At 76.9% G+C, this 23,897-nt stretch carries 8 protein-coding genes and 1 pseudogene; 2 read left to right on the plus strand and 7 right to left on the minus strand.

Annotated features, from left to right (window positions below):
- Positions 1–8: 8 nt before the first annotated feature.
- The 6 genes and pseudogenes from ACFXGA_RS04680 to ccrA form a co-directional block, all read right to left on the minus strand.
- Positions 9–1,658, minus strand: coding sequence for an acyl-CoA dehydrogenase family protein (locus tag ACFXGA_RS04680; RefSeq protein WP_378084384.1), 1,650 nt, complete (start codon positions 1,656–1,658; stop codon positions 9–11).
- The gene (locus ACFXGA_RS04685; protein WP_378084386.1) at positions 1,648–3,096 is read right to left on the minus strand and encodes an FAD-dependent monooxygenase; all 1,449 of its coding nucleotides are present in this window, start codon (positions 3,094–3,096) and stop codon (positions 1,648–1,650) included. The genes ACFXGA_RS04680 and ACFXGA_RS04685 overlap by 11 nt, the downstream gene beginning before the upstream one ends.
- Positions 3,093–6,791: a type I polyketide synthase gene (locus tag ACFXGA_RS04690; protein ID WP_378084388.1), complete on the minus strand. Its 3,699-nt coding sequence runs from the start codon at positions 6,789–6,791 to the stop codon at positions 3,093–3,095. Before ACFXGA_RS04690 ends, ACFXGA_RS04685 begins: the two co-directional genes overlap by 4 nt.
- 16 nt (positions 6,792–6,807) lie before the next feature.
- A pseudogene (locus ACFXGA_RS04695) lies at positions 6,808–11,007 on the minus strand (type I polyketide synthase); the annotation flags it as partial.
- Positions 11,008–11,103: 96 nt separating this feature from the next.
- Positions 11,104–18,768, minus strand: coding sequence for a beta-ketoacyl synthase N-terminal-like domain-containing protein (locus ACFXGA_RS04700; RefSeq protein WP_378084390.1), 7,665 nt, complete (start codon positions 18,766–18,768; stop codon positions 11,104–11,106).
- A complete protein-coding gene (gene ccrA / locus ACFXGA_RS04705) occupies positions 18,765–20,105 on the minus strand; it encodes a crotonyl-CoA carboxylase/reductase (protein ID WP_378084392.1) in 1,341 nt (446 codons plus the stop codon). Before ccrA ends, ACFXGA_RS04700 begins: the two co-directional genes overlap by 4 nt.
- 322 nt (positions 20,106–20,427) lie before the next feature.
- Here ccrA and ACFXGA_RS04710 point away from each other — a divergent pair, with 322 nt between their 5' ends.
- Together ACFXGA_RS04710 and ACFXGA_RS04715 are read left to right on the plus strand one after the other, a co-directional pair.
- Entirely contained in the window at positions 20,428–22,050 is a 1,623-nt protein-coding gene (locus tag ACFXGA_RS04710; RefSeq protein WP_378084394.1) for a DUF885 domain-containing protein, read from the plus strand.
- 93 nt (positions 22,051–22,143) lie between these two features.
- Positions 22,144–23,118, plus strand: coding sequence for a quinone oxidoreductase family protein (locus tag ACFXGA_RS04715; protein ID WP_378084396.1), 975 nt, complete (start codon positions 22,144–22,146; stop codon positions 23,116–23,118).
- A 42-nt stretch (positions 23,119–23,160) separates the two neighbouring features.
- Here the strand turns inward: ACFXGA_RS04715 and ACFXGA_RS04720 are convergent, their stop codons facing one another.
- Positions 23,161–23,751 carry an FKBP-type peptidyl-prolyl cis-trans isomerase gene (locus ACFXGA_RS04720; RefSeq protein WP_378084397.1) on the minus strand — a complete coding sequence of 197 codons (591 nt, stop codon included), beginning with the start codon at positions 23,749–23,751 and terminating at the stop codon, positions 23,161–23,163.
- Positions 23,752–23,897 lie beyond the last annotated feature (146 nt).

The following is a 23,897-nucleotide window of genomic DNA, read 5'->3' on the forward strand; positions in this document are numbered from 1 at the left end:
GCTCACCTTCAGGTCGTGGTCAGGAACTCGTAGCCGTCGCCCGCCAGCCAGGCCCGGCTCAGCTCGCCGTAGGCGGGCGCGCCGTCGGGCGACAGGTCGCGCCACAGGCCGGCCAGCCGGGCCCGCGCGGCGGTGAGGTGCACGTCGGCGAGGTGCTGCGCCCGCGCGTCGCCGTGGGCGCGGGCGAGCACGGCGGACGCGGCGACCAGCTCGCCCGCGATCCGCCCGGAGGTGATGAGGAACTCCTGGTCGGCGAACAGCTCCTCGGCCGGGCGCTCCCGGGTGACCTCGTCGTAGACGGACGCGAAGCGCCTGGTCTGCTCGGCGACCGCGGCCAGGTGCGCCCGGTTGCGCGGGCCGAGGTCCAGCCCGGCGAGGTCGGCGGCCGCCGGGTCCACGACCGGGCGCTCGTCGGTGTAGTAGCGGCCGAGCAGGAGCTGGGCGATCTGGTGGTCGAGCCGGAAGTCGACGTTGCCCGCCATCCGGAACCCGCGCGCGTCGCGCAGCGCCCGTTCGGCGGGCAGCACGGGCGCGCCGCGGCGCCGCTTGCTCGCGGCGGTCTCCAGCCCCTCGCCGCCCAGGAGCGCCACGGTCCGGTCGGCCAGCGCCCACGCCGTGCCGGTGAGCACGTTGCGGGTCAGGAACGTCTCCAGCCACCGGCCCGGGATCAGGCTCCAGCGGGTGATCGCGTCCATGGCGTAGACGTCGCCCATCGCCCGCGCCACCATCCGCTGCACGCGGTCGTACCCGCCGAGCGGCCGGCCGTCGACCACCCGCCGGGACACGAACCGCCGCGACCACTCCAGGCAGTTGCGCGCCACCGCCAGCGCGGACGCGCCGGCGAAGTAGACCCGGCCCCGGAACGCGATGGCGTTGATCGCCGCGGGCAGCCGCAGCTGACCCTCCGAACCGGACAGCACGCGGTCCGCCGGCACCCGCACGCCGTCGAATCGCAGGGCGCCGCTGGGCAGGCCGCCGCTGCCGATGAAGTCCACGGTGGACTCGACGGAGAAGCCGGGCGACGCGGTGTCCACGAAGCACACGCCGATGCCGCCGTCCACCGTCGCGGACACGGCCAGCAGGTCCGCCACGGGACCGTTGGCGGTGTAGAGCTTGTCGCCGTGCAGGACGTAGTGGTCGCCGGACCGCGTGGCGGTCATCTTCGGCAGCCGGTTGTTCTGCCCGGCGTGGTCGGTGTCGCCGAACCCGGACAGCGCGCCGCCGGCGACCCGGTCGCGCACCCAGTCCCGCAACGGCCCCTCGGGCAGCGCCGGGTACAGCGCGCCGGCGCCCGCGCCCGCCTGCACCGCGACCACCTGGCCGACCGGCACGGACGTCCGCGCCATCGCCGCGATCACCCGGACCACGTCGTACGGCGAGAGCCCCGCGCCGCCCAGCTCCGGGCCGAACGAGACGGTGAGGAACCCGTCCCGGCGCAGGGCGTCGAGCAGCCCGTCGGGCAGCGCGCGGGTGCGGTCCAGCTCGTCCGGGTCGGGCACGTGCGCGGCCATGAACGCCTCGGCCCTGGCCACCCACGCGTCGCCCGCGGCCCGCTCGGCGGCGTCGCGCACCGGGAAGTCGGCGAGCAGCCCGACGTCGAGCCTGCCCGTCAGCAGACCGGTCTCCAGCGAGTCGGTCCCCGGCGAGTCAGCGGACATCGTCGCCCCCCAGCGCCCGGAGCCCCGCCTCGACCGCGACGAGCTGCGCGGGCCGCGTGCCCGACGCCGCCACGAACCCGTCGGGCCGCAGCACCAGGAAGCCGGGCGGCCGGCCGTCGAGGTGGTCGTGCTCGACCAGGCGGGGGTTGCGGTCGGCCAACGCCGACGCGTCGGCCACCAGCGCCGACGTCGCGGGACCGGTGGTGAGCAGCCGCAGCCGCCCGTCGCCGTCCCACGCGGGCACCCAGTGCGGCGCGCGGCCGACCTCCGCCGCCGGGGACGGCACGCGCAGCAACTCGTCGGTGTAGCGGACGTTGCGCCCGGCGAGCAGCGGCACGAACCGCCGGCGCAGCGCGCCCGTCCGCTCCAGCGCCCCCCACAGCGCGTTGCGGACCCGGGAGCCCACCGGCCCGAGCATGAACACCTTGAGCATCCGGCCGGTCATGGCGACGACCTGCTCGGCCGCCTGCCGCCGTTCCACCGCGTAGCCGTCGAGCACGGCCGGGCGGAACCGGCCCCGGATCACGCCCGCGAGCCGCCACGTCAGGTTGTCGGCGTCCTGGAGGCCGAGGTTGAGGCCCTGGCCGCCCAGCGGCGAGTGGGTGTGGGCGGCGTCGCCGACGAGGAACGCCCGGCCGTGCCGCAGCCGGGCCGCGATCCGCTCCGCGCTGGCGAACGTGGTGAGGTGGTCCAGCTCCAGCACCTCGATGCCGCCGGGGCCGCGCTCGTCGAGCAGGCGTTGCACGCCGGCCGCGGAGACCGGCAGGTCCGGCGGGATCGGCGCGGACACCCGCACCCGGCCGCCGGGCAGCGGCCCGAACACCAGCGAGCCGCCGCGGCCGAGGAAGTAGTGGACCGCGCCCTCCCCGAAGTCGCCCGCGAACCGGCCCTCGGCGAGGATGAGCGTGGTCGGCACGGCCCGGCCGGGGAACTCCACGCCCAGCCGCTCCCGCACCGCGCTGCGCACGCCGTCCGCGCCGATCACCCAGTCCGCCTCGACCAGCTCGACGCCCGACGGCCCGGTGACCTCCACGGTGACCGAGTCGGTGCCCGGCACGAGGTCGGTGAACCGGACGCCGCGCTCCACCTTGCCGCCCAGCCGTTCCAGCGCCTCCTCCAGCAGCCGGGTGGTCTGCTCCTGCGGCAGCAGCAGGGGCTCATTCTCCGCGCCGAGCGCCACGCGCAGCGTCCGGCCGCCCGCCAGCTCGTAGACGTTCGCGCGCACCGTGACGCCGAGCCGCACGGCCTCGTCGCGGATGCCGAGGCGCCCGAAGATCTCCAGCGCGGGCGGCCACAGCTGCACCGCGCGCGACCCCGTCTGCCGCTCGGTGGACTGCTCCAGGACGCGCACCTGCACGCCGAGCCTGAGCAGGCCCACGGCGGCGGTCATCCCGACCGGGCCGGCACCGATGATGACGACCGTTGTCCTCGACTTCACGGCTGCTCCAGTTCGTCCAACCAGGTGTCGACCGCGTGCGCGGCGGCGTCGACGTGCGCGTCGACCAGGCTCCAGTGGGTGGCCGGGACGTCCACGACGGCGGCCCCCGGCCAGCGCGCTCGCCAGTCCGGCACGTCCGGCCAGTCGTCCATCGGGCGGTCGGCGCGGGCCAGCAGCGTCGGCGCCGCGATCCCGGCCGGCCGCCACTCGTCCAGCAGCCGCAGGTAGGCGTCCATCGCCGCGCGCCGGGCGTCGGTCACGTCGGCGAGGCGGCCGGCGACGCCGGCCAACAGCGCGGGCCGCAGCGCGTCGAGGGCATCCCACGGGTAGGTGTCGAGCAGGACCAGCGCGGTCAGGCCGTCGTCCGCCAGCAGTCGGGCGGCGCGGTGCGCGACGAGACCCCCGGAGGAGTAGCCGACCAGCGCGAACGGCGCGCCGTTCGCCGCCCGTGCGGCGACCTCGGCGACGTGCTCGGCGACGTCGTCGAGGCCGGAGGGCGGCGGTTCCCCATCGGCGAAGCCCGGCAGCGGGAGCGCCACGACGTCGCGCCGGCCCTGGAACCGCTTGGCGAACGGCACGTACTGGTGCGGTCCCGAGTCGGCCAGCACGGTCGGCACGCAGATCAGCTTCGGCCCGCGCGGACCGGTGGCCAGGGTGAGCGGGCCCGCCGGCGCGGCGGGCGCGGCGTCGCGCCGCAGGTGGGCCACCAGCGCGTCCGGGGTGCCGAGGTCGCGCAGCTCCCGCACGGTGAGCCGGACGCCGGTGGCGGCGGCGAGCCGGTCGCGCAGCTCCACGGCCCCGACCGAGTCCAGGCCCAGCTCCAGCAGCGGCCGGGACATCACGACCGCGTCGGGGTCCGGCTGCCCGAGCACGCGGGCGACTTCGCGGCGCACCCGCTCGACCGGGTCCGTGACCACGACCTCGGGTTCGACCGGCGGGGCGGGCCTGGCCACGACCGGGTTCGCGCCGGCGGACGCGGCCCAGTAGCGGCGGCGCCGGAACGCGTAGGTGGGCAGGTCGACGCGCCGCCCGCCGCGGTGGTCCGCCGACCAGTCGACCGGCACGCCGCGCACGTGGGCCGCGCCCAGCGACGCGTGGAAGCGGCGCAGGTCGCCCCGGTCGCGGCGCAGCGTGCCGACGACCACCGCGTCCACGCCGGCCCCCTCGGCGGCCTCCGCGACGCCCGCGGTGAGCAGCGGGTGCGGGCTGGTCTCGACGAACGTGCCGAAGCCGTCGGCGAGCAGCGCCCGCACGACCGGCTCGAACAGCACCGGCCGCCGGCAGTTCTCGAACCAGTACCGGGCGTCCAGCTCCGCGCCGGCGAGCGGTCCCCCGGTGACCGTCGAGTACAGCGGCACGCGGCCCGCGCGCGGCCGGACGAACGACAGCAGCCCGATCAGGCGGTCGCGCACCCGGTCCACCTGCGAGCTGTGGGACGCGACCAGGGCGCTCATCACCCTGGCCCGCACACCGCGCGCGGCCAGCGCGGCGACCAGCTCCGTCAGCGCGTCCACGTCGCCCGCCACGGTCACCGCGCGCGGCCCGTTGAGGCCCGCGACCGACACCCGCCCGTCCAGCAGGGGCTCCACCTCGGCCAGGGGCGCGGCCACGGAGGCGACCCCGCCCAGGCCGAGCAACTCCTCCGCGAACACCCGGGAGCGCACGACGATCAGCCGCGCGGCGTCCTCCACCGACAGCGCGCCCGACGCGCACGCCGCCGCGACCTCGCCCTGCGACTGGCCGACCACGGCGTCGGGCCGGACGCCGCGCGACTCCCACAGCGCGGCCAGCGCCACCATCACCGCGAACAGCACCGGCTGCACGACCTCGACCCGGTCGATCGTCGGCGCGCCCTCCGCGCCCCGCAGCACACCCTCGACGGTCCAGTCGACGTGCGCCTCCACCGCCGCCGCCACCTCGCGCAGCCGGGACGCGTAGGCGTCGTCGGCGTCCAGCAGGTCCAGCGCCATGCCGGGCCACTGCGAGCCGTGGCCGGGGAAGACGAACGCGGTCCGGCGGGGGTCGGTGACGCTGCCCGTGACGACGTCGTCGGACGGCTCGCCCCGCGACAGCGCGTCCAGCGCGGCCACCTGCCCGGCGCGGTCCGCGCCGAGGACGACCGCCCGGTGCTCCAGGGCGGCGCGGGTGGTCGCCGACGAGAAACCGAGGTCGCGCAACGGCTGCCCGCTCGCGGCCACGTGGTCGCGCAGCCGGCCCGCCTGCGCGGCGAGCGCGGCGGCCGAGCGGGCCGACAGCAGCAGCGGGACGGCCGCGTCGGGCCGCTCGTCCGGTGCGCCGGACGAGTCCGCGTCGTCGTCGGGGACGTGCTCCAGGATCACGTGGGCGTTGGTGCCGCTCATCCCGAACGCCGACACCCCGGCCCGCCGCACCCGCCCCGTCCGCGGCCACGCGCGGGGCTCGGTGAGCAGCCGGACCGCGCCGGCGTCCCAGTCGACCTGCGTGGTGGGCCGGTCGACGTGCAGGGTGCGCGGCAGCCGGCCGTGCCGCATCGCGTGGACCACCTTCATCACCCCGGCGAGGCCCGCGGCGGCCAGGGTGTGCCCGATGTTGGACTTGACCGAGCCGAGCAGCAGCGGTTCGCCGGACCGCCGGCCGTAGGTGGCCAGCAGGGCTTGGGCCTCGATCGGGTCGCCCAGGGTGGTGCCGGTGCCGTGCGCCTCCACGACGTCCACGTCGCTCGCGGTGAGGCGGGCGTCGGCCAGCGCCTGCTCGATCACCCGGACCTGCGCCGGGCCGTTGGGCGCGGTGAGGCCGTTCGACGCGCCGTCCTGGTTGACGGCGCTGCCGCGCAGCACGGCGAGCACCGGGTGGCCGTGGCGGCGCGCCTCGGACAGCCGTTCCACGACCAGCGCGCCGACGCCCTCGGCGAAGGCGGTGCCGTCGGCCGCGTCCGCGAACGCCTTGATCCGCCCGTCCGGCGCGAAACCCCGCTGCCTGCTGGTGTCCACGAACGAGATCGGCGTGGCCATCACGGTGGCCGCGCCCACGACCGCGAGCGAGCACTCGTCGCGCCGCAGCGCCTGCGCGGCCAGGTGCAGCGCCACCAGCGAGGTCGAGCACGCGGTGTCGACGGTGATCGCCGGGCCCTCGAAGCCCAGCGCGTAGGCGACCCGCCCGGACAGCACGCTCTGCGCCGCGCCGGTGATCCGATAGGGCTCCACGTCGTCGGTCGAGTTCGCCAGCAGGGTCGCGTAGTCGTTGGTGACCGCGCCCGCGTACACGCCGGTCCGGCTGCCGCGCAACGCGACCGGGTCGATGCCCGCGCGTTCCAGCGCCTCCCAGACGACCTCCAGCAGCAGCCGGTGCTGCGGGTCCACGACCAGCGCCTCGCGCGGCGAGATGCCGAAGAACTCCGCGTCGAACGCGGCGGCGTCGTGCAGGAAACCGCCCTCGCGGACGTAGGAGCGGCCCCGCTCGTCGGGGTCGGGGTGGTAGAGCCGCTCCAGGTCCCAGCCGCGGTCGGTCGGGAACCCCGACACGGCGTCCACGTCGTCCTCCACCAGCCGCCACAGGTCCTCCGGCGACGTGACGCCGCCGGGGAACCGGCACGCCATGCCGACGACGGCGATCGGCTCGTGCCGCCGGTCCCGTTCCTCGCGCAGCTGCCTGCGGGCCTCCTGGAGTTCGACGGTCGCGCGCTTGAGGTAGTCGCGGAGCTTCCGCTCGTCGGACATGGCACTCCTCCCGGGCTCAGCCGAGTTCCTGGTCGAGCAGGGCGAACAGGTCCTCGTCGCTGGTGTCGTCGCCGACGGCCGGGCGGGCGGCGGGCTCGGCGACCAGCTCGGCCAGGAACTCGCGCAGCCGGTGGGCGAGGGCGGCGCGGTCGGGCGCGACCGCCAGCGCGGCGCGCAGGTGGTCCAGCTGCTCGTCCACGGACACCGCCGGCTCCCGGGGAACGAGCCGCCGGACGACGAACCCGGCCACGGCCGACGCGGTCGGGTGGTCGAAGACGAGGGTCGCGGGCAGCGCCACCCCGGTCGCGGCGGCGAGCCGGTTGCGCAGCGACACCGCGGCGAGCGAGTCGAACCCGAGGTCGCGCAACGCCCTGTGCGGGTCCACCGCCTCGGCCGAGGCGTGCCCCAGCACGGCCGCGACCTCGGCCAGCACCACGGCGAGCACGCGCCGTTCCCGGTCGGGTCCGGTGAACCCGGCCACCGGGCCGGCGGTCGGGCGCGGCGGCTCGTGCAGCTCCGACAGCAGCCGGCTGGGCCGGGCGGAGGTGAACACGGGCGCGAACCGGGCCCAGTCGACGTCCGCGAGCACCAGGCCCGAGTCGCCGCGCTCGAACACCGCCGCCAGCTCCGCCGCCGCGGCGTCCGGGTCCATGGGGACGAGCCCGAGCCGTGCCAGGTGGTCGGCGTCACCGGTGGCCCACGGGCCCAGCGCGACCGAGATGCCCACGCCACCCGACCGCCGGACGCCTTCGGCGAGCGCGTCCAGGTGGGCGCTGACCGCGCTCGACGCCGCCTGCCCGGCGCTGCCGACCGTGCCGGCGATCGAGGTGAGGACGACGACCGCGTCGAGTCCGGTGGGCGCGGGCACCTCCAGGTCGGCCGCCGACGTGTCGGCCAACGGGGTCGCGCCGCCGACCGGGGCGATGTGGACGACGGCGGTGACGGGCCCGTCCGCCGCCTCCCACACCACCCGGTCCGCGCCGGCTTCGACCAGCAGCCGTGCGACGGGTCCGGCGATGGGCGAGTCCGCGCCGGTCACCAGCACCGTGCCGCGCGGCCGCCACCCCCGCCCCGGTCGGGACCGGGCGCGCACCAGGCGGCGGACCAGGACCTGACCGCGGACGGCGAGCTGGTCCTCCTCGCCGACCGCCTCCAGCAGCGCGGGCAGCCCGGCGAGGTCGGCGGCACGGGCGAAGGCGTCGGCGGTGTCGGAGGGGGTGGCGGAGGGGGTGGCGGAGGGCGTGGCGGAGTCGGTGTTGAGGTTCCCGTCGGAGAGGTCGATCAGGCCGCCCCACCGGCGGGGCAGTTCCAGGGCGGCCGTGCGGCCCAGTGCCCACACCTGCGCCTGCTCCGGGTCCGGCGCGGGGTCGTGGTCGTCCACGGCGACCGCCCGGCGCGTGACCGCCCACACCCGGAAGTCGAGCGCGGCGGCGGCGCGGATGACCGCGAGCGCGGCGGCGGCCGGCTGGTCCCGCCCCACCGGCCACAGCACCCGGTCGAACGGCTCCTCCGCGCGCAACCGGTCCGCGAGCCCGTCGAAGTCGTCCACCTCGACGGTCCGCACGCCCGCCACCGGCCCGGTCCCCGGCGGCGACAGGACCAGCCACCGGTACCGCGCGGGCCGGGGCGCGACCGGCAGCGGTCGCCACTCGACCGCGTGGCGCCAGGACCGCGCGCCGAGCCAGAACCGCTCCCGCTGGAACGGGTAGGTCGGCAGGGGGATCCGCCGCGCGCCCGGCGTCAGCGCCGACCACGCGACGTCCGCGCCCCGCACGTGCACCTCGGCCAGCGCGGCGAGCAGCGTCTCGACCTCGGGCCGGTCCCGGCGCAGCGCGGGCACGAACACGTCGTCCGACATCTCCCGCCCGAACGCGGTCAGCGTGGCGTCCGGCCCGAGCTCCAGGAACGTCGTCACGCCCCGGTCGCGCAGCCACCGCACGTCGTCGGCGAACCGCACGGTGTCGCGGACGTGCCGCACCCAGTGCTCCGGCGAGGTGACCGCCGACGTCAGCGGGATCTCGGGCGGGTGGAACTCCAGTCCTTCCGCGACGCGCCGGAACTCGGCCAGCACCGGCTCCACCAGGTGGGAGTGGAACGCGTGGCTCACCCGCAGCCGCCGGGTCCGGACGCCGCGCGCCGCCAGCTCCGCCTCGGCCTCGGCCACCGCGCCGGCGTCGCCGGACAGCACCACCGACTCCGGCGTGTTCACCGCGGCCAGCGCGAGCCGGTCCGACAGCAGGTCGGCGATCCGCTCCTCGGAGGCCAGGACCGACAGCATCGCGCCGCCCGCGGGCAGCGCCCCCAGGAGCCGGCCGCGCGCGGCGACGAGCGTGGCCGCGTCCGCCAGGGACAGCACCCCGGCGACGTGCGCGGCGACGAGTTCGCCGATCGAGTGGCCCGCCACGTGGTCCGGCCGCACGCCGAAGCTCACGACCAGCCGGAACAGGGCGACCTCGACGGCGAACAGGGCCGCCTGGGTGTAGCGCGTGTCGTCGAGCCGGTCGCCGTCGCGCACCACGTCGGCGAGCGGCCGGTCCAGGTGCCGGTCCAGCTCCGCGCACACCGCGTCGAACGCCTCGGCGAACACCGGGAACGCCGCGTGCAGCTGTGCGCCCATGCCCGGCCGCTGGCTGCCCTGGCCGGTGAACAGGAACGCCAGGCCACCCGCGACGTCCCCGACGACCGCGCCGGACGGGAACGCCGCGAGACCCGCGCGCAGCTCCTCGACCGACGCCGCGAACAGCACGGCACGCCGGTCGAGCGCGGCACGCGTCGTGGCCAGGGAGTGGGAGAGGTCGGCCGGGTTCGGGTCGGGTGAGGCCGAAGCGAGGAAGTCGTGCAGCCGACGTGCCTGGGCCCGCAGCGCCCGCGGGGTCGCGGCGGACAGCGGGAACGGCAGCACGCCGGTCGGCTGGGGCGTCGCCGGCCGGTCGGCGGGCCGGTGCTCCTCCAGCACGACGTGCGCGTTGGTGCCGGAGATGCCGAACGACGACACCGCGCCGCGCCGCGGCCGGTCGCCGGGCCACGGCCGGGCCGACGTCAGCAGCTCCACGGCCCCGGAGTGCCAGTCGACGTAGGGCGACGGCGCGTCCACGTGCAGCGTGCGCGGCATGACGCCGTGCCGCATCGCCTGCACGACCTTGATGACGCCCGCCACGCCCGCCGCGGCCTGGGTGTGGCCGATGTTGGACTTGAGCGAGCCCAGCCACAGCGGCTCCGCCCGGTCGCGGCCGTAGGTGGCCAGCAGCGCGGACGCCTCGATCGGGTCGCCCAGGCGGGTGCCGGTGCCGTGCCCCTCCACCAGGTCGACGTCGGCGGGGGTCAGCCCGGCGTCCTTCAGGGCGTCGCGGATCACCCGCTCCTGGGCCGGGCCGTTGGGCGCGGTGAGGCCGTTGGACGCGCCGTCGGAGTTCACCGCGCTGCCGCGCAGCACGGCCAGCACGTCGTGGCCGAGCCGTTCGGCGTCCGACAGCCGCTCCACCAGCAGCACGGCCACGCCCTCGGCCCACCCCGTGCCGTCGGCCGCCGCCGCGAACGACTTGCACCGGCCGTCGGCGGCCAGCCCGCGCTGCCGGGCGAACTCGACGAACGTGGTCGGCGTCGCCATCACGGTCACGCCGCCCACGATCGCCATCGAGCACTCCCCCGCCCGCAGCGACCGCGCCGCGAGGTGCAGGGCGACCAGCGACGAGGAGCACGCCGTGTCGACGGTCAGCGACGGTCCCTCCAGGCCGAGGGCGAACGACACCCGGCCGGACAGCACGCTGCCCGCGCCGCCGGTGAGCCGCAGGCCCTCGACGCCCTCGGGCAGCGCGGCCCCGTGCCCGTAGTCGTGGTACATCAGGCCCGCGAACACGCCGGTCCGGCTGCCGCGCAGCGAGCGCGGGTCGATCCCGGCGCGTTCCACGACCTCCCAGCAGCTCTCCAGGAACAGCCGCTGCTGCGGGTCCATCGCCAGCGCCTCGCGGGGCGAGACGCCGAAGAACGCCGCGTCGAACTCGGCCGCGTCGGGCAGGAACCCGCCCCGGTCGACGGTGGTCGTGCCGGCGTGGTCGGGGTCCGGGTGGCGCAGCGCGGCGAGGTCCCAGCCGCGGTCGGCCGGGAACGCGCCGGTGCCGTCGCCGCCCGCCTCGACCAGCCGCCACAGGTCCTCGGGCGAGGCGACGCCGCCGGGCAGGCGGCAGGCCATGCCGACGACGGCGATCGGCTCGTCGGACGGCCCGACGAGCCGCTTGAGCCGGGCGACCTCCTTGACCGAGTCGCGCAGCGCGGCGACGACGTCCTCGTACTTGGCCATCCGCTCCCCCAGTGCTCAGTCGCCGAGGCCGGCCCGCGCCAGCGCGATCAGCTCGTCCACGTCGAGGTCGTCCACGTCGAGGTTGTCCACGTCGGGCTCCTCGTCCGGGCGCAGCGCGGCCCGCAGGTGCTCGGCGAGGCGTTGCGGCGTCGGGTGGTCGAAGACGACCGTGGGCGTCAGCCGCACGCCCGCCGCCCGGCCGAGCCGGTCGCGCAGCTCCACCGACATGAGCGAGTCCAGGCCCAGTTCCCGGAACCCGCGCCGCACGTCCACGCCGGGGTGGTCGAGCACCCGCGCGACCTCGCGGCGCACCAGGTCGAGCGCGGCCCCGGCCAGTTCGGCGTCCGACATCGCGGCGGCGCGCTCGGCCAGCGTGACGCCGTCCCCGTCGGGTCGCCGTCGCGCCCGCCGCGGCGCGGACCGCAGCGGCACGACGGTGGCGTTGTCCAGCTCCAGCACGGCGTCGAACAGCGCGAGGCCGTCCGCCGCGGGCAGCGGCGCCATGCCGAGCCGCGTCAGCCGGGCGGTGTCGGCGTCGGCCAGGCCGGCCGCCATGCCCACGCCCGCCCACGGCGCCCAGGCGATGGAGGTCGCCGCGAGGCCGTCGGCGGCGCGCTGCCGGGCGAGCGCGTCGAGGAAGGAGTTGGCCGCCGCGTAGTTGGCCTGACCGGCCGCGCCGAGCACGCCGGAGGCCGAGGAGAACAGCACGAACCCGGCCAGGTCCAGGTCGGCGGTCAGCTCGTGCAGCGTCCACGCGCCGTCCACCTTCGGCCGCAGCGCGGTGTCCAGGCGCTCGGGCGTCAGCGCGTCGACCGGGGCGTCGTCCAGGGTTCCGGCCAGGTGCACCACCGCGGTGAGCGGGTGCTCGGCGGGGATGCCGGCCAGCAGGGCGCGCACCGCGTCCGGGTCGGTCACGTCGCACTCCCGCCGGGAGACCGGCAGCACCCGCAGGCCGCGCTCCGCCAAGCGCCGGGTCACGAGCGCGCCCAGCCCGCCGGACGCGCCGGTGACCAGGACGGTTCCCCCGGGGTCCCAGGCGCGGCGGCGCGGGCGCGGCGTGATCGGGGCCAGGTGCGGGGCCAGCAGCGCGCCGTCGCGCAGGGCCAGGCGCGGCTCCCCGGTCGCGACGAACCCGGCCGCCTCGTCGTCGGTGACGTCCCGGTCGGTCTCCAGCAGCACGAACCGGCCGGGGTGCTCGGTCTGCGCCGACCGCACCAGGCCCTGCGCGGCGGCGTGCGCCGGGCCGGCGCGGGCGACCAGGACCAGCGGTGACGTGTCGTCGGACGCGAGGCGCCGCCGCACGGCCGCCAGCGCGTCCGCCACGGCCGCGCGCACGGCGTCCGGCACGGGGCCTCCCGTCGCGGGGACGCGGTGGACGGCCACCGGCGTGACGCGGCCCGGGGCCGGGGCGGGCGACCACGCCACGTCGAGCAGGACGCCGGCGGCCGGGGGCAGCCGGTCGGGCAGTGCCCGCACCACGAGGGACCGGACGGACGCCACGGGCTCGCCGTGGACGTCGGCCAGCACGAGCGACACGGCGTCGTCGCCGAGCGGCGTGACGCGGGCCCGCACGGCGGCGACACCCGACCGGTGCAGCCGCACGCCGCTCCACGCGAACGGCAGGCGCGTCGTTTCGGCGGGCAGCGCGAGGCCGACGACGTGCAGCACCGAGTCCAGCACGACCGGGTGCAGGCCCGGTCCGGCCAACCCGTCGGGCAGCTCGACCTCGGCGAACACCTCGGCCCCGGCGCGGCGCGCCGCGCGCAGGCCCCGGAACGCGGGGCCGTAGTCGAAGCCCTGGTCGGCGAGCCGGTCGTAGAAGCCGTCGAGGTCCACCGGCTCGGCGTCGTCGGGCCAGGCCGGCGGCGCAGCGGTGTCCGGCACGTCGCCGAGGACGCCGGAGGCGTGCCGCGTCCACGGTCCGTCGCCGGCGCGGAAGTGCACCCGGAACGGCCGCGTGCCGTCGGGGTCCGGGCCGTCCACGGCGAGCTGCACCTCCACCGCGCCGTCGGCCGGCAGCGCGAGCGGCGTTTCGAGGGTCAGCTCGGCCACGCCCGCGACGCCGACCTCGGCGGCGGCCCCGAGCGCGAGGTCCACCACGGCGGCGGCCGGGAGGACGACCGTGCCGCGGATCGCGTGGTCGGCCAGCCAGGGGCGTTGCCGCGTGGACAGCGCCGCGGTGCGCACCAGGCCGCCGGTGGCCAGCGGGACGGACGGGCCGAACAGCGGCCGCCGGTCCGCGGCCCAGTGGCGGCGGTGCTCGAACGGGTAGGTGGGCAGGCCGACCGGGCGCGGCGCGAACGGCGCGTGCACGGCGGCCCAGTCCACGTCGTGGCCGCCCGCCCACAGCCGGGCCGCGGCCGTGGTCGCGGTCGTCACCTCCGACCGGCCGCGGCGGACCACCGGCACGAACTCGACCGCCTCGCCGGGCAGGCAGTCGCGGCCGAGCGCGGTGAGCACCGCGTCCGGGCCGATCTCCAGGAACGTCGTCACGCCCGCGTCCCGCAGCCCGGTGACCGCGTCGGCGAACCGGACGGGCGCGCCGACGTGCCGCACCCAGTAGTCGGCGTCCCGGGCGCCGGGCGGCAGGATCGGCACCGCGGGCTCGTGGAACGCCAGCCGTTCGGCGACGCGGCGGAAGTCGGCGAGCACCGGGTCCATCAGCGGCGAGTGGAACGCGTGGCTCACCCGCAGCCGACGCGCGCCGGGGAACGCCTCGGCCACCCGCAGCACGGCCCGTTCGTCGCCGGAGATCACCGTGGCCGCCGGTCCGTTGACGGCGGCGATCGCGACGCCCGCCGGCAGCGCGGCCGCCACGTCCGCCTCCGCCGCCGGGATCGACACCATCGCGCCGCCCGCCGGCAGCGCGCCCATGAGCCGGCCGCGCGCGGCCACGAGGGTGGCGGCGTCGGCCAGCGACAGCACCCCCGCGACGTGCGCGGCGGCCAGCTCGCCCAGCGAGTGCCCGGCCACGTGGTCGGGCGTGATGCCCCACGACTCCAGCAGCCGGCACAGCGCGACCTCGAACGCGAACAGGGCGGGCTGCGCGAGCGCGGTGTCGTCGAACGACCCGGCCGACAGCAGCAAGCGGTCGAGCCCGGCGTCCACCGCGCGGACCGCCGCGTCGAACGCCTCGGCGAAGACCGGGTACCGGGCGTGCAGCTCGCGGCCCATGTCCCGGCGCTGGCTGCCCTGGCCGGTGAACAGGAACGCGACCCCGCCGGGGGGCGCGGGCCGCTCGCCCGGGACCGCGCGGTGCGCCATCGGCGTGCGGCGGGCCAGCGTGGCGGCCACGTCGACCCGGCGCGGCCGGTGGGTCAGCACGAACCGCTCGACGCGCTCCACCTGGGCGGCGAGGGCCCGCGGCGTGCGGGCGGACAGGACCAGCGGCAGGTCCGCGTCGTCCTCGGCCGGCGGGGGCTCGGGGACCTCTTCGAGGATGGCGTGCGCGTTGGTGCCGCTGATGCCGAACGACGACACGGCGGCGCGGCGGGGCCGGGCCACGGCGGGCCAGGGGCGCGGTTCGGTCAGCAGCGCCACGTCGCCTGCGGTCCAGTCCACCTTGGACGACGGCGCGTCCACGTGCAGGGTCTTCGGCAGCAGGCCGTGGCGCAGGGACAGCACCGACTTGATCACGCCCACCACGCCGGCGGCGGCCTGCGTGTGGCCGATGTTCGACTTGACCGACCCGAGCCACAGCGGTTCCACGCGGTCCCGGCCGTAGGTGGCGAGCAGGGCCTGGGCCTCGATCGGGTCGCCCAGCCGGGTGCCGGTGCCGTGCGCCTCCACCGCGTCCACTTCGGACGGTCGCAGGCCGGCGTCGGCCAGGGCGGCGCGGATGACCCGTTGCTGCGCGGGCCCGTTGGGCGCGGTGAGGCCGTTGGACGCGCCGTCGGAGTTGACCGCCGTGCCGCGGACGACGGCCAGCACCGCGCGGCCGTTGCGGCGGGCGTCGGACAACCGTTCCACCAGGACCACGCCCACGCCCTCGGCCCACCCGGTGCCGTCGGCGGCCTCGGCGAAGGACTTGCAGCGGCCGTCGGCGGACAGCCCGCCCTGCCGGGAGAACTCCACGAACGTGGCCGGCGACGCCAGCACCGCCACCCCGCCCGCGACCGCGAGCGAGCACTCGCCCGCGCGCAGCGACCGCACCGCCAGGTGCAGGGCCACCAGCGACGACGAGCAGGCGGTGTCCACGCTGAGGGCCGGGCCCTCCAGGCCGAGCGCGTGGGCGACGCGACCGGACACGACGCTCGCCGCGCCGCCGGTCATCCGGAAGCCCTCGTCGCCCCCGTCGTAGTCGTCGTCCATGACGCCCGCGAAGACGCCGGTGTCGCTGCCGCGCAACGTCCGCGGGTCGATCCCGGCGCGTTCGAACACCTCCCACGAGGTCTCCAGGAACAGCCGCTGCCGGGGGTCCATGGCCACGGCCTCGCGCGGGGAGATGTCGAAGAAGGCGGCGTCGAACCCGGCGACGTCGGTCAGGAAGCCGCCGTGCCGGGTGGTCGAGGTGCCGGGCCCGTCGGGGGCGGCCAGCGCGTCGAGGTCCCAGCCGCGGTCGGTGGGGAACGGGCCGACGGCGTCGCCGCCGGATTCGAGCAGCGCCCAGAAGTCCTCGGGCGAGGAGATGCCGCCGGGCAGCCGCACGCTCATGCCGACGATGGCGATCGGGTCGTCGGTGGGTTCGTCGGCGGGGTGGTCGGCAGTGGGTCGAGGGCGGGCATTGGCGGGGTCGCTGCCGGAGCCGTCGGCGGCGGCTCGGGGGCGGGCCTCGGCTTCGGCGGGATCGTCGGTGACGCGTCGGGGATGGGTGTCGCCCCGTTCGGCGCGCGCCCACCGGGCCACCGCGTCCGGCGTCGGGTGGTCGAACACCAGGGTGGCGGGCACCCGCAGGCCGGTCGCGCGGGCGAGCCGGTCGCCCAGTTCCACCCCCATCACGGAGTCGAAGCCCAGCGACCGGAACGTGCGGTCGCGCTCCACCGACCCCGGGTCCGCGCCCAGCACGGCGGCGACCTCCGCGCGGACGAGGGCGTCCACGTCGGCGGGCGGCGCGGGCGAGGGCTCGGCCGCGACCTCGCCGTGCCAGTGGCGTCGCCGCTGGAACGGGTAGGTGGGCAGCGGCACGCGCCGCCCGGTCCACCCGAAGTCGACCGCGACGCCCCGGGCGTGCAGCCCGGCCAGGGCGGGGCGGACGTCGTCGCCGGTGGCGATGAACGCCGAGGTCGGCTCGGCGGCGCAGGCACGGCCCAGCACGGCGAGCGTGGCGGCGGGCCCCAGCTCCAGGAACGTGCGGACGCCCGCCCCCTCCAGCCACCGCACGCTGTCGTGGAACCGCACGGCCTCGCGGGCGTGCCGCGCCCAGTGGTCGGCGTCGATGCGCTCGACGGGCCGGCCGGTCAGGTTGGACACGACCGACAGGCGCGGCGCGTGGTGGGTCAGGCCGCGCGCGACCTCGCGGAACTCGTCCAGCACCGGCTCGACCAGCGCGGAGTGGAAGGCGTGGCGCACGTCGAGCCGCCGGGTGCGCTCGAACTTCGCGGCCACCTCCCGCACCGCCCCCGCCTCGCCGGAGATCACCGTGGACGTCGGGCCGTTCACCGCGGCGATCGAGACGCCGGCCACCAGCGCCGCCCGCACGTCGGCCTCGCGGGCGTGCACCGACACCATCGCGCCGGCGGGCAGGCCCCGCATCAGCCGGCCGCGGGCGGCGACCAGCGCGGCGGCGTCGGGCAGGTCCAGCACGCCCGCGACGTGCGCCGCGACCAGCTCGCCGACCGAGTGGCCCAGCACGTGGTCCGGGGTGACGCCGAAGCTCTCCACGAGCCGGTACAGGGCCACCTCGACCGCGAACAGCGACGCCTGGGTGAGGTCCGTGCGCGCCAGCAGTTCCTCGTCACCGTCGAAGACCGCGGCCTGCAACGACCGCCCGAGGTGACCGTCCAGCTCCGCGCACACCGCGTCGAACGCCTCGGCGAACACCGGGAACCCCGCGTGCAACGCGCGCCCCATGCCGACCCGCTGGCTGCCCTGACCGGTGAACAGGACCGCCAGTCCTCCGTCCACGACCGGCCGCCAACCGGTGACGTCGAAGTCGCGCAGCTCCGCCAGGCGCTCGACCCAGGCCACGGCCCGGTACTCGAACGCGGTGCGCGTGGTGGCCGACGAGTACGCCACGTCCGCGATCGGGTCGGTCAGCTCGGCGAGGCGCGCCGCCTGCGCGGCCAACGCCTCACGCGACCGCGCCGACAACGGCACGGCCACCGGCCCGGGCCGGCCGGCGCTCCCCTCGGCGACGCCCGCACCGGCACCCGATCCGGCGGTGCCCGCCCGAGCAGCGCCCCGCCCGGCGGTGGCCGCCCGGGCCGCGCCCCACCCGGCGGTGGCCGCCCGAGCCGCGCCCCACCCGGCGGTGGCCGCCCGAGCCGCATCCGACCCGACGGTGGCCGCTTCCTCCGCGGCACCGTCCCAGCCGGTCAGGACGACGTGCGCGTTCGTGCCGCCCATGCCGAACGAGCTGACCCCCGCCGTCGCCCCCGGCGGCAGCCCGCGCGGCGACGTGTTCACGACCAGCCGCAGCTCGTCCAGCGGGATGCCCGGGTTCGCCGCGGTGAAGTTCAGGGAGGCGGGCAGCAGCCGGTGGCGCAGCGCCAGCACCGCCTTGACCAGCCCCGCGACACCCGCCGCGCCCTCCAGGTGCCCGATGTTGGTCTTGACCGACCCCACCGGCAGCGGCTCCTCCCGGGAGCCGAACACCGCGCCCAGCGCCGCCGCCTCCACCGGGTCGCCGACCGGCGTGCCGGTGCCGTGCAGCTCCACGAACGCCACCGAAGCCGGGTCCACGCCGGCCCGCGCGTACGCCTCGCGCAGCACCCGTTCCTGGCTCGCGCGCGACGGCGCGGTGAGCGTCGTCCCGCCGCCGTCGTTGTTCACCGCGCTGCCCAGCAGGACGGCGTGCACGCGGTCGCCGTCGCGCTCCGCGTCGGCGAGCGGCTTGAGGACGACGACACCGCCGCCCTCCCCGCGCACGTAGCCGTTGGCGCGGGCGTCGAAGGTGTGGCTGCGGCCGTCCGGCGAGAGCACGCCGAGCCGCCGGTTCACCTCGAAGGTGTCCGGGTGCAGGGCCAGGTTCACGCCGCCGGCCAGCGCGAGCGGCACCTCGCCGCGGCGCACCGCCTCCGCCGCCAGGTGCACCGCGACCAGCGACGACGACTGGCCCGAGTCCACCACCAGCGACGGGCCGCCCAGGCCGAGCAGGTAGGACACCCGGTTGGCGATCATGCCCCGGCTGCCGCCGGTCGCGGTGTGCCGGGTGATGCCCACGCCGAGGCGGGCGTAGTCGTCCCAGATCGCACCCAGGTAGACGCCCGCGTCGGCGGCGGACGCCGGCACGATCCCCGCGTCCTCCAACGCCTCCCACGCCAGTTCCAGCGCAAGGCGCTGCTGCGGGTCCACGGCCGCCGCCTCGCGCGGCGGGATGCCGAAGAACGCGGCGTCGAACCGGTCGACGTCGGGCAGGAAGCCGGCGCGCAGCGTCGCGGGCAGGTCGCGGCCGGCGGGCGGCGCGCCGACGGCGTCCACCCCGTCGCGCAGCAGGCGCCAGTAGGCGGCCGGGTCGGGCGCGCCGGGCAGCCGGCAGGCGATCCCGACGACGGCGACCGCGCCCGGTGCGGCGGCGCTCACCGCTCCCCGAAGCCGCGCAGCGGGCTGACCCGGTCCTCGCCGATCCGGGCCCGCAGCCCGGGGTCGGTCACGCCCAGGCCGGGTTCGGGCGCGAGGCACAGCACGCCCACCTTCCCGATGTGCCGGTTGGCCTGCACCGCGCGGGTGGCCTCGGCGACGTCGGACAGCCGGTGCACGGCGGACAGGGTCGGCGCGACGTGCCCGAGGCCGATGAGCCGGTTGGCCTCCCACTGCTCCTGGAGGTTGGCCGCGTGGCTGCCGATGATCCGCTTGAGCTTCATCCACAGGTACCGGTTGTCGTACTCGTGGTGGTAGCCGGTGCTGGAGCCGCAGGTGACCACCACGCCGCCGCGCCGCACGACGAACAGCGAGACGCCGAACGTGGCCCGGCCGACGTGCTCGAACACGATGTCCGCGTCCCGGCCGGTCCGCTCGCGGATGACCCGGCCGAGCCGCTTGCCCACCTCGATGACCCGCGCGGGGTCGTCCGCGACGTCGTCGGTGAGCCCGAACTCCGACCGGTCGAGCACGATCTCGCAGCCGAGCGCGCGGGCCGCCTCGGCCTTGTGCGCGGAGCCGACGATCCCGACCGGGATGCCGCCGCCGTTGCGGACGAACTGCACGGCGTACCCGCCGAGCCCGCCCGCCGCGCCCCACACCAGCACGACGTCGCCCTGCTTCATGCGCGCGCCCCGGTCGCTCACCAGCATCCGGTAGGCGGTGCCCGCGCACAGCGGGTTGCTCGCGGCCTCCTCCCACGTCAGGTGCGCGGGCTTGGGGACCAGCTGGCTGGCGCGCACCACGGTGTACTCGGCGAGGCCGCCGAAGTTCGTCTCGAACCCCCACGCCCGCTGCTCGTCGCCCAGCATCCCGTCGCCGTGGGTGGCGGCCTCCTGGTCGTCCACGTGCACCGGGCTGATGACCACGCGGTCGCCGACCCGCCACCGCCGCACACCCGCCCCGACCCGGACGACGACGCCCGCGCCGTCCGAGCCGACGACGTGGTGGGGCAGGTCGTGCCGCGCGGCCCACCCGCCCTGCCGGGCGTACTGGCGCAGGAACCGGAACGTGGGGATGGGCTCGAACATCGCCGACCACACGGTGTTGTAGTTGACGGCGCTGGCCATCACGGCGACCACGACCTCGTCCGGCGCGAGTTCGGGCATCGGGACCGGGCCGACGCGCAGCGACTTGCGCACGTCCTTGTCCTCGACCCCGCGGAACATGTCGACGTCCTCGACCCGGAGGTGCGCGGCGACGTACTCCGCGGGCAGGGGGAGGCGCTCGATCTCGTCGGGCGCGGCGTCGGCGAGCACCGCTTCGGAGAGAGAACTCATGGTCGCCCCTTCGTCAGCCTCGTGCGGTCCGCCCCGAGCTAACCGGCGTCCCGCACGGCCGGGAGAGCCCCTGCATCCCCTGTCCGGGCGGGGTGCCCAGGGGTCGCCCGCGACCGGGACTAGGGGGTCGGTCGGGGTGGCCGCCCGCACGTCGTGCCTCCGCGGCGGTGGCCCCGCGTTCCGCGCACGACGGCCGGCCGCGATCCGTCCTCGGTGACCGGGCACTCCTGCGTCCCCGGCGGCGCTGCCACTCCGGACCGGCCCCGGCCGGCGGGGCCTCTGGTTCACGCCACCGGTCCGACCACCGGGTAACTTGCGGGTGGTGACCGACAACCCCACCCTCACCGACCTGGTCGAACAGTTCCTCGCGTGGCACTTCGACCGCAACCCGGGCAGTGCCGCGATGCTCGGCTCCCTCGCCCACGACCACACCCTCGGCGACTTCGGCGCCGACGCGTTCGCCGACTACGAGCGCGGCGCGGACGCCTGGCTCGACCGGTTCACCGCGGCCCGCGCGGACGACCTGCAGTCCTCGGTGGACCGCGACCTCCTGGTCTCCGTGCTGCGCGGCGTCCGGGCCAAGGCCGCCTGGCCCGCGTGGCGGCGCGACCCGTCCGTCTACACGGGCGCGGTGCTGTACCCGCTGTTCAGCGCGTTCCTCAACCGGCTGCGGCCGGAGGCGGAGCTGGTGGAGAGCGTGGTGCGGCGGCTGGGCGAGGTGCCCGCCGTGCTGGCCGCGTGCCGGGCGAACCTGGACCCGGGGCTGGCCGCGCCGCGGATCGTGCGCCGCGCCGCCGACCAGGCCCGCACCGGGCGGGCGTTCCTCACCGCCACGCTGCCCGCCGAGGTGTCCGACCCGGCGCTGCGGGCCCGGCTCGCCGAGGCCGCCGAACCGGCCGCGGAGGCGTTCGACGAGCTGGCCGCGTTCCTGGACGAGTTCGCCGGGCGCGCCGCGGGCGACTGGCGGATGGGCGAACAGCTGTACTCGACGCTGCTGCGCGACCAGGAGGTGCTGGGCTACGGCGCGGCCGAGCTGCACGAACGCGGCAAGGCCGCCTACGCCGAGCTGGAAGCCGAGATGCGCGAGCTGGCCGGCACGGACGACTGGCACGCGGTGATGGCGTCGTTCCAGGACGACCACCCGCCGACGCCGGAGGCGATGCGCGCCGAGTACGAGGCCGAGACGCGGCGGGCGCGGGCGTTCCTGGTCGAGCACGGCCTGGTGACCTTCGCCGAGGGCGAGGAGTGCCGGGTGGTGCCGTCGCCCGCGTTCCAGCGGCCGGTGCTGGCCGTGGCGTCGTACATGTCGCCGCCGCCGCTGACCGACCAGCGCACGGGCCACTTCTTCGTGCCGTTCCCGCCGGACGGGTTCACCGCCGAGCAGACCACCCAGCGGCTGCGCACCAACTCCCGCGCCCAGCTGGCCACGATCGCGGTGCACGAGGCGTACCCCGGCCACCACTGGCACCTGTCGTGGCTGGCCGCGCAGGACCGGCCGGTGCGCAAGGTGTTCCGCACGCCGTACTTCTCCGAGGGCTGGGCGCTGTACGCGGAGAAACTGCTCCGCGAGCACGGCTACTTCTCCGCCGAGGTCGTCGGCGACGCCGCCAAGGCCCGCGCGCAGGAGCTGTCGCACGTCGAGGCGCGCCTGTTCCGGGCGGCGCGGATGATCGTGGACACCGCGCTGCACTGCGGCGACATGAGCGTCGAGGAGGCCGAGGAGTTCATGAGCACGAAGGCGTCGCTGACGCCCGGCACGGCGGTCGGCGAGGTCAGCCGGTACTGCGCCTGGCCGACGCAGGCGCCGTCCTACCTGACCGGGGCGCTGGAGATCGAACGCATCCGCGCCGAGCACACCGGGTCGCTGCGCGAGTTCCACGACACCATCGCGGGCGCCGGCGCGCTGCCGCTCGGCCTGGCCCGCAAGGTGGCTCTCGGCAGGTGAGACACACCGCCACCGCGGCGGCGGGCGGAACAGGCCGGCCGCCGCGGCGGTTGGCGTACTGACGTACGGACATCGCTACAGGAGGAACGACACATGCCGAAGGCAGTGGTGGTGCGCGCGACCGGCGGGCCGGAAGCGCTGGAGTTCGGCGACGTGGACGCGAAGTCGCCGGGACCGGGCGAGTTGCTGGTGGACGTGGCCGCGGCCGGGGTGAACTTCATCGACTGCTACCACCGCGAGGGCCGCTACCCGCTGGAGACGCCGTTCGGGCTGGGCCTGGAGGGCGCCGGCCGGGTCGCCGCGGTCGGGCCGGACGTCACCGGCTGGGCCGTGGGCGACCGGGTGGCGTGGGCACAGACCCTCGGCAGCTACGCGGAGCAGGCCGTGGTGCCCGTCCGGGACGCGGTGCCGGTGCCCGACGGCGTGGACGACGACACCGCGGGCGCGCTGCTGCTGCAAGGGCTCACCGCCCACTACCTGGTGACGTCCACCTACCCGGTGCAGGAGGGCGACGCGGTGCTCGTGCACGCCGCCGCGGGGGGCGTGGGACTGCTGCTGGTGCAGCTGGCCAAGGCGCGCGGCGCGCGGGTGATCGGCACGGTGTCCACCGAGGCCAAGGCGGCGCTGGCGCGGGAGGCGGGCGCGGACGAGGTGATCCGGTACGACCAGGTGGCCGACTTCGCGCCCGCGGTGCGGGAGCTGACCGGCGGCGAGGGCGTCGCGGTCGCCTACGACGGCGTGGGCAAGACCACCTTCGACGGCAGCCTGGCGAGCCTGCGGCGGCGCGGCACGCTGGCGTTGTTCGGCGCGTCCAGCGGCGCGGTGCCGCCGTTCGACCCGATGCGGCTCAACCAGGCGGGCTCGGTGTTCCTCACCCGGCCGTCGCTGGCCGCGCACGTGGCCACCCGCGAGGAGCTGGAGTGGCGGGCGGGCGAGCTGTTCGCGGCCGTCGCGGACGGCAAGCTCACCGTGCGGGTCGGCGGCCGCTACCCGCTGGCCGACGCCCGGCGGGCGCACGAGGACCTGGAAGGCCGCCGCACCACCGGCAAGCTGCTGCTCGTCCCGTGAGCGCACGGCCGGGAGGGCGCCGCCCTCCCGGCCGGACCGGGGTCAGCCCCCGACCTTGACCGCGTCCACGACGAAGATCAGCGTCTCGCCGGGCTTGATCTCGCCCTGCCCGTTCGGGTAGCCCTTGTCGGACGGCACGACCAGCAGCCGGCGACCGCCCTCCTTCAGGCCGATCAGGCCCTCGTTCCAGCCCTGGATCACGCTGGCCTGGCCGATGTTGCGCAGCACGAACGGCTGCCCGCTGTCCCACGACGCCTCACGGGTCCGCTGGTCGCGGAACGTCGCCAGCACGTAGTGCAGCTCGGCGGTGGAGCCGGGCGTGATCTCCGCGCCCGTGCCCGGGATCAGGTCCTCGACGACCAGCCCGTCCTGCGGCGTGCAGCCGGTCGGGACGGTGATCGTCGGCTTCTCCCCCGCCGCGCCCGTCACCTGGTACTGCGTCACCTCGCACGGCGGGCCGCTCGGCTCGGGCAGGTCGGCCTCGGTGGGCTGCTCGGCCTCGGGCTGGGCGGCGGTGGCGGACGGGGTGTTGGTCAGGGTGGACGGCCGGTCGCTAGCGGTGCACGCGGTCAGCGCCAGACCGGCGGACAACAGGGAGACGAGAGCCAGGGCCGTACGGCCGACAGTACGCATGGTTGCCGAGCTTAAGGTTCAGCACCGCGCGACGCGCCGCGGCCCCACCGGCAGGCCCAACGGCGGTCACCGTGCGCTGCTGTCGATCTACGAAGTAATCCGCAATTGTGCACTAATTACCGCTACCGCCGTTGCGTACTCGCGCG

The sequence above is a fragment of the Actinosynnema sp. NPDC059335 genome, from assembly GCF_042752395.1.
Lineage (GTDB): Bacteria > Actinomycetota > Actinomycetes > Mycobacteriales > Pseudonocardiaceae > Actinosynnema.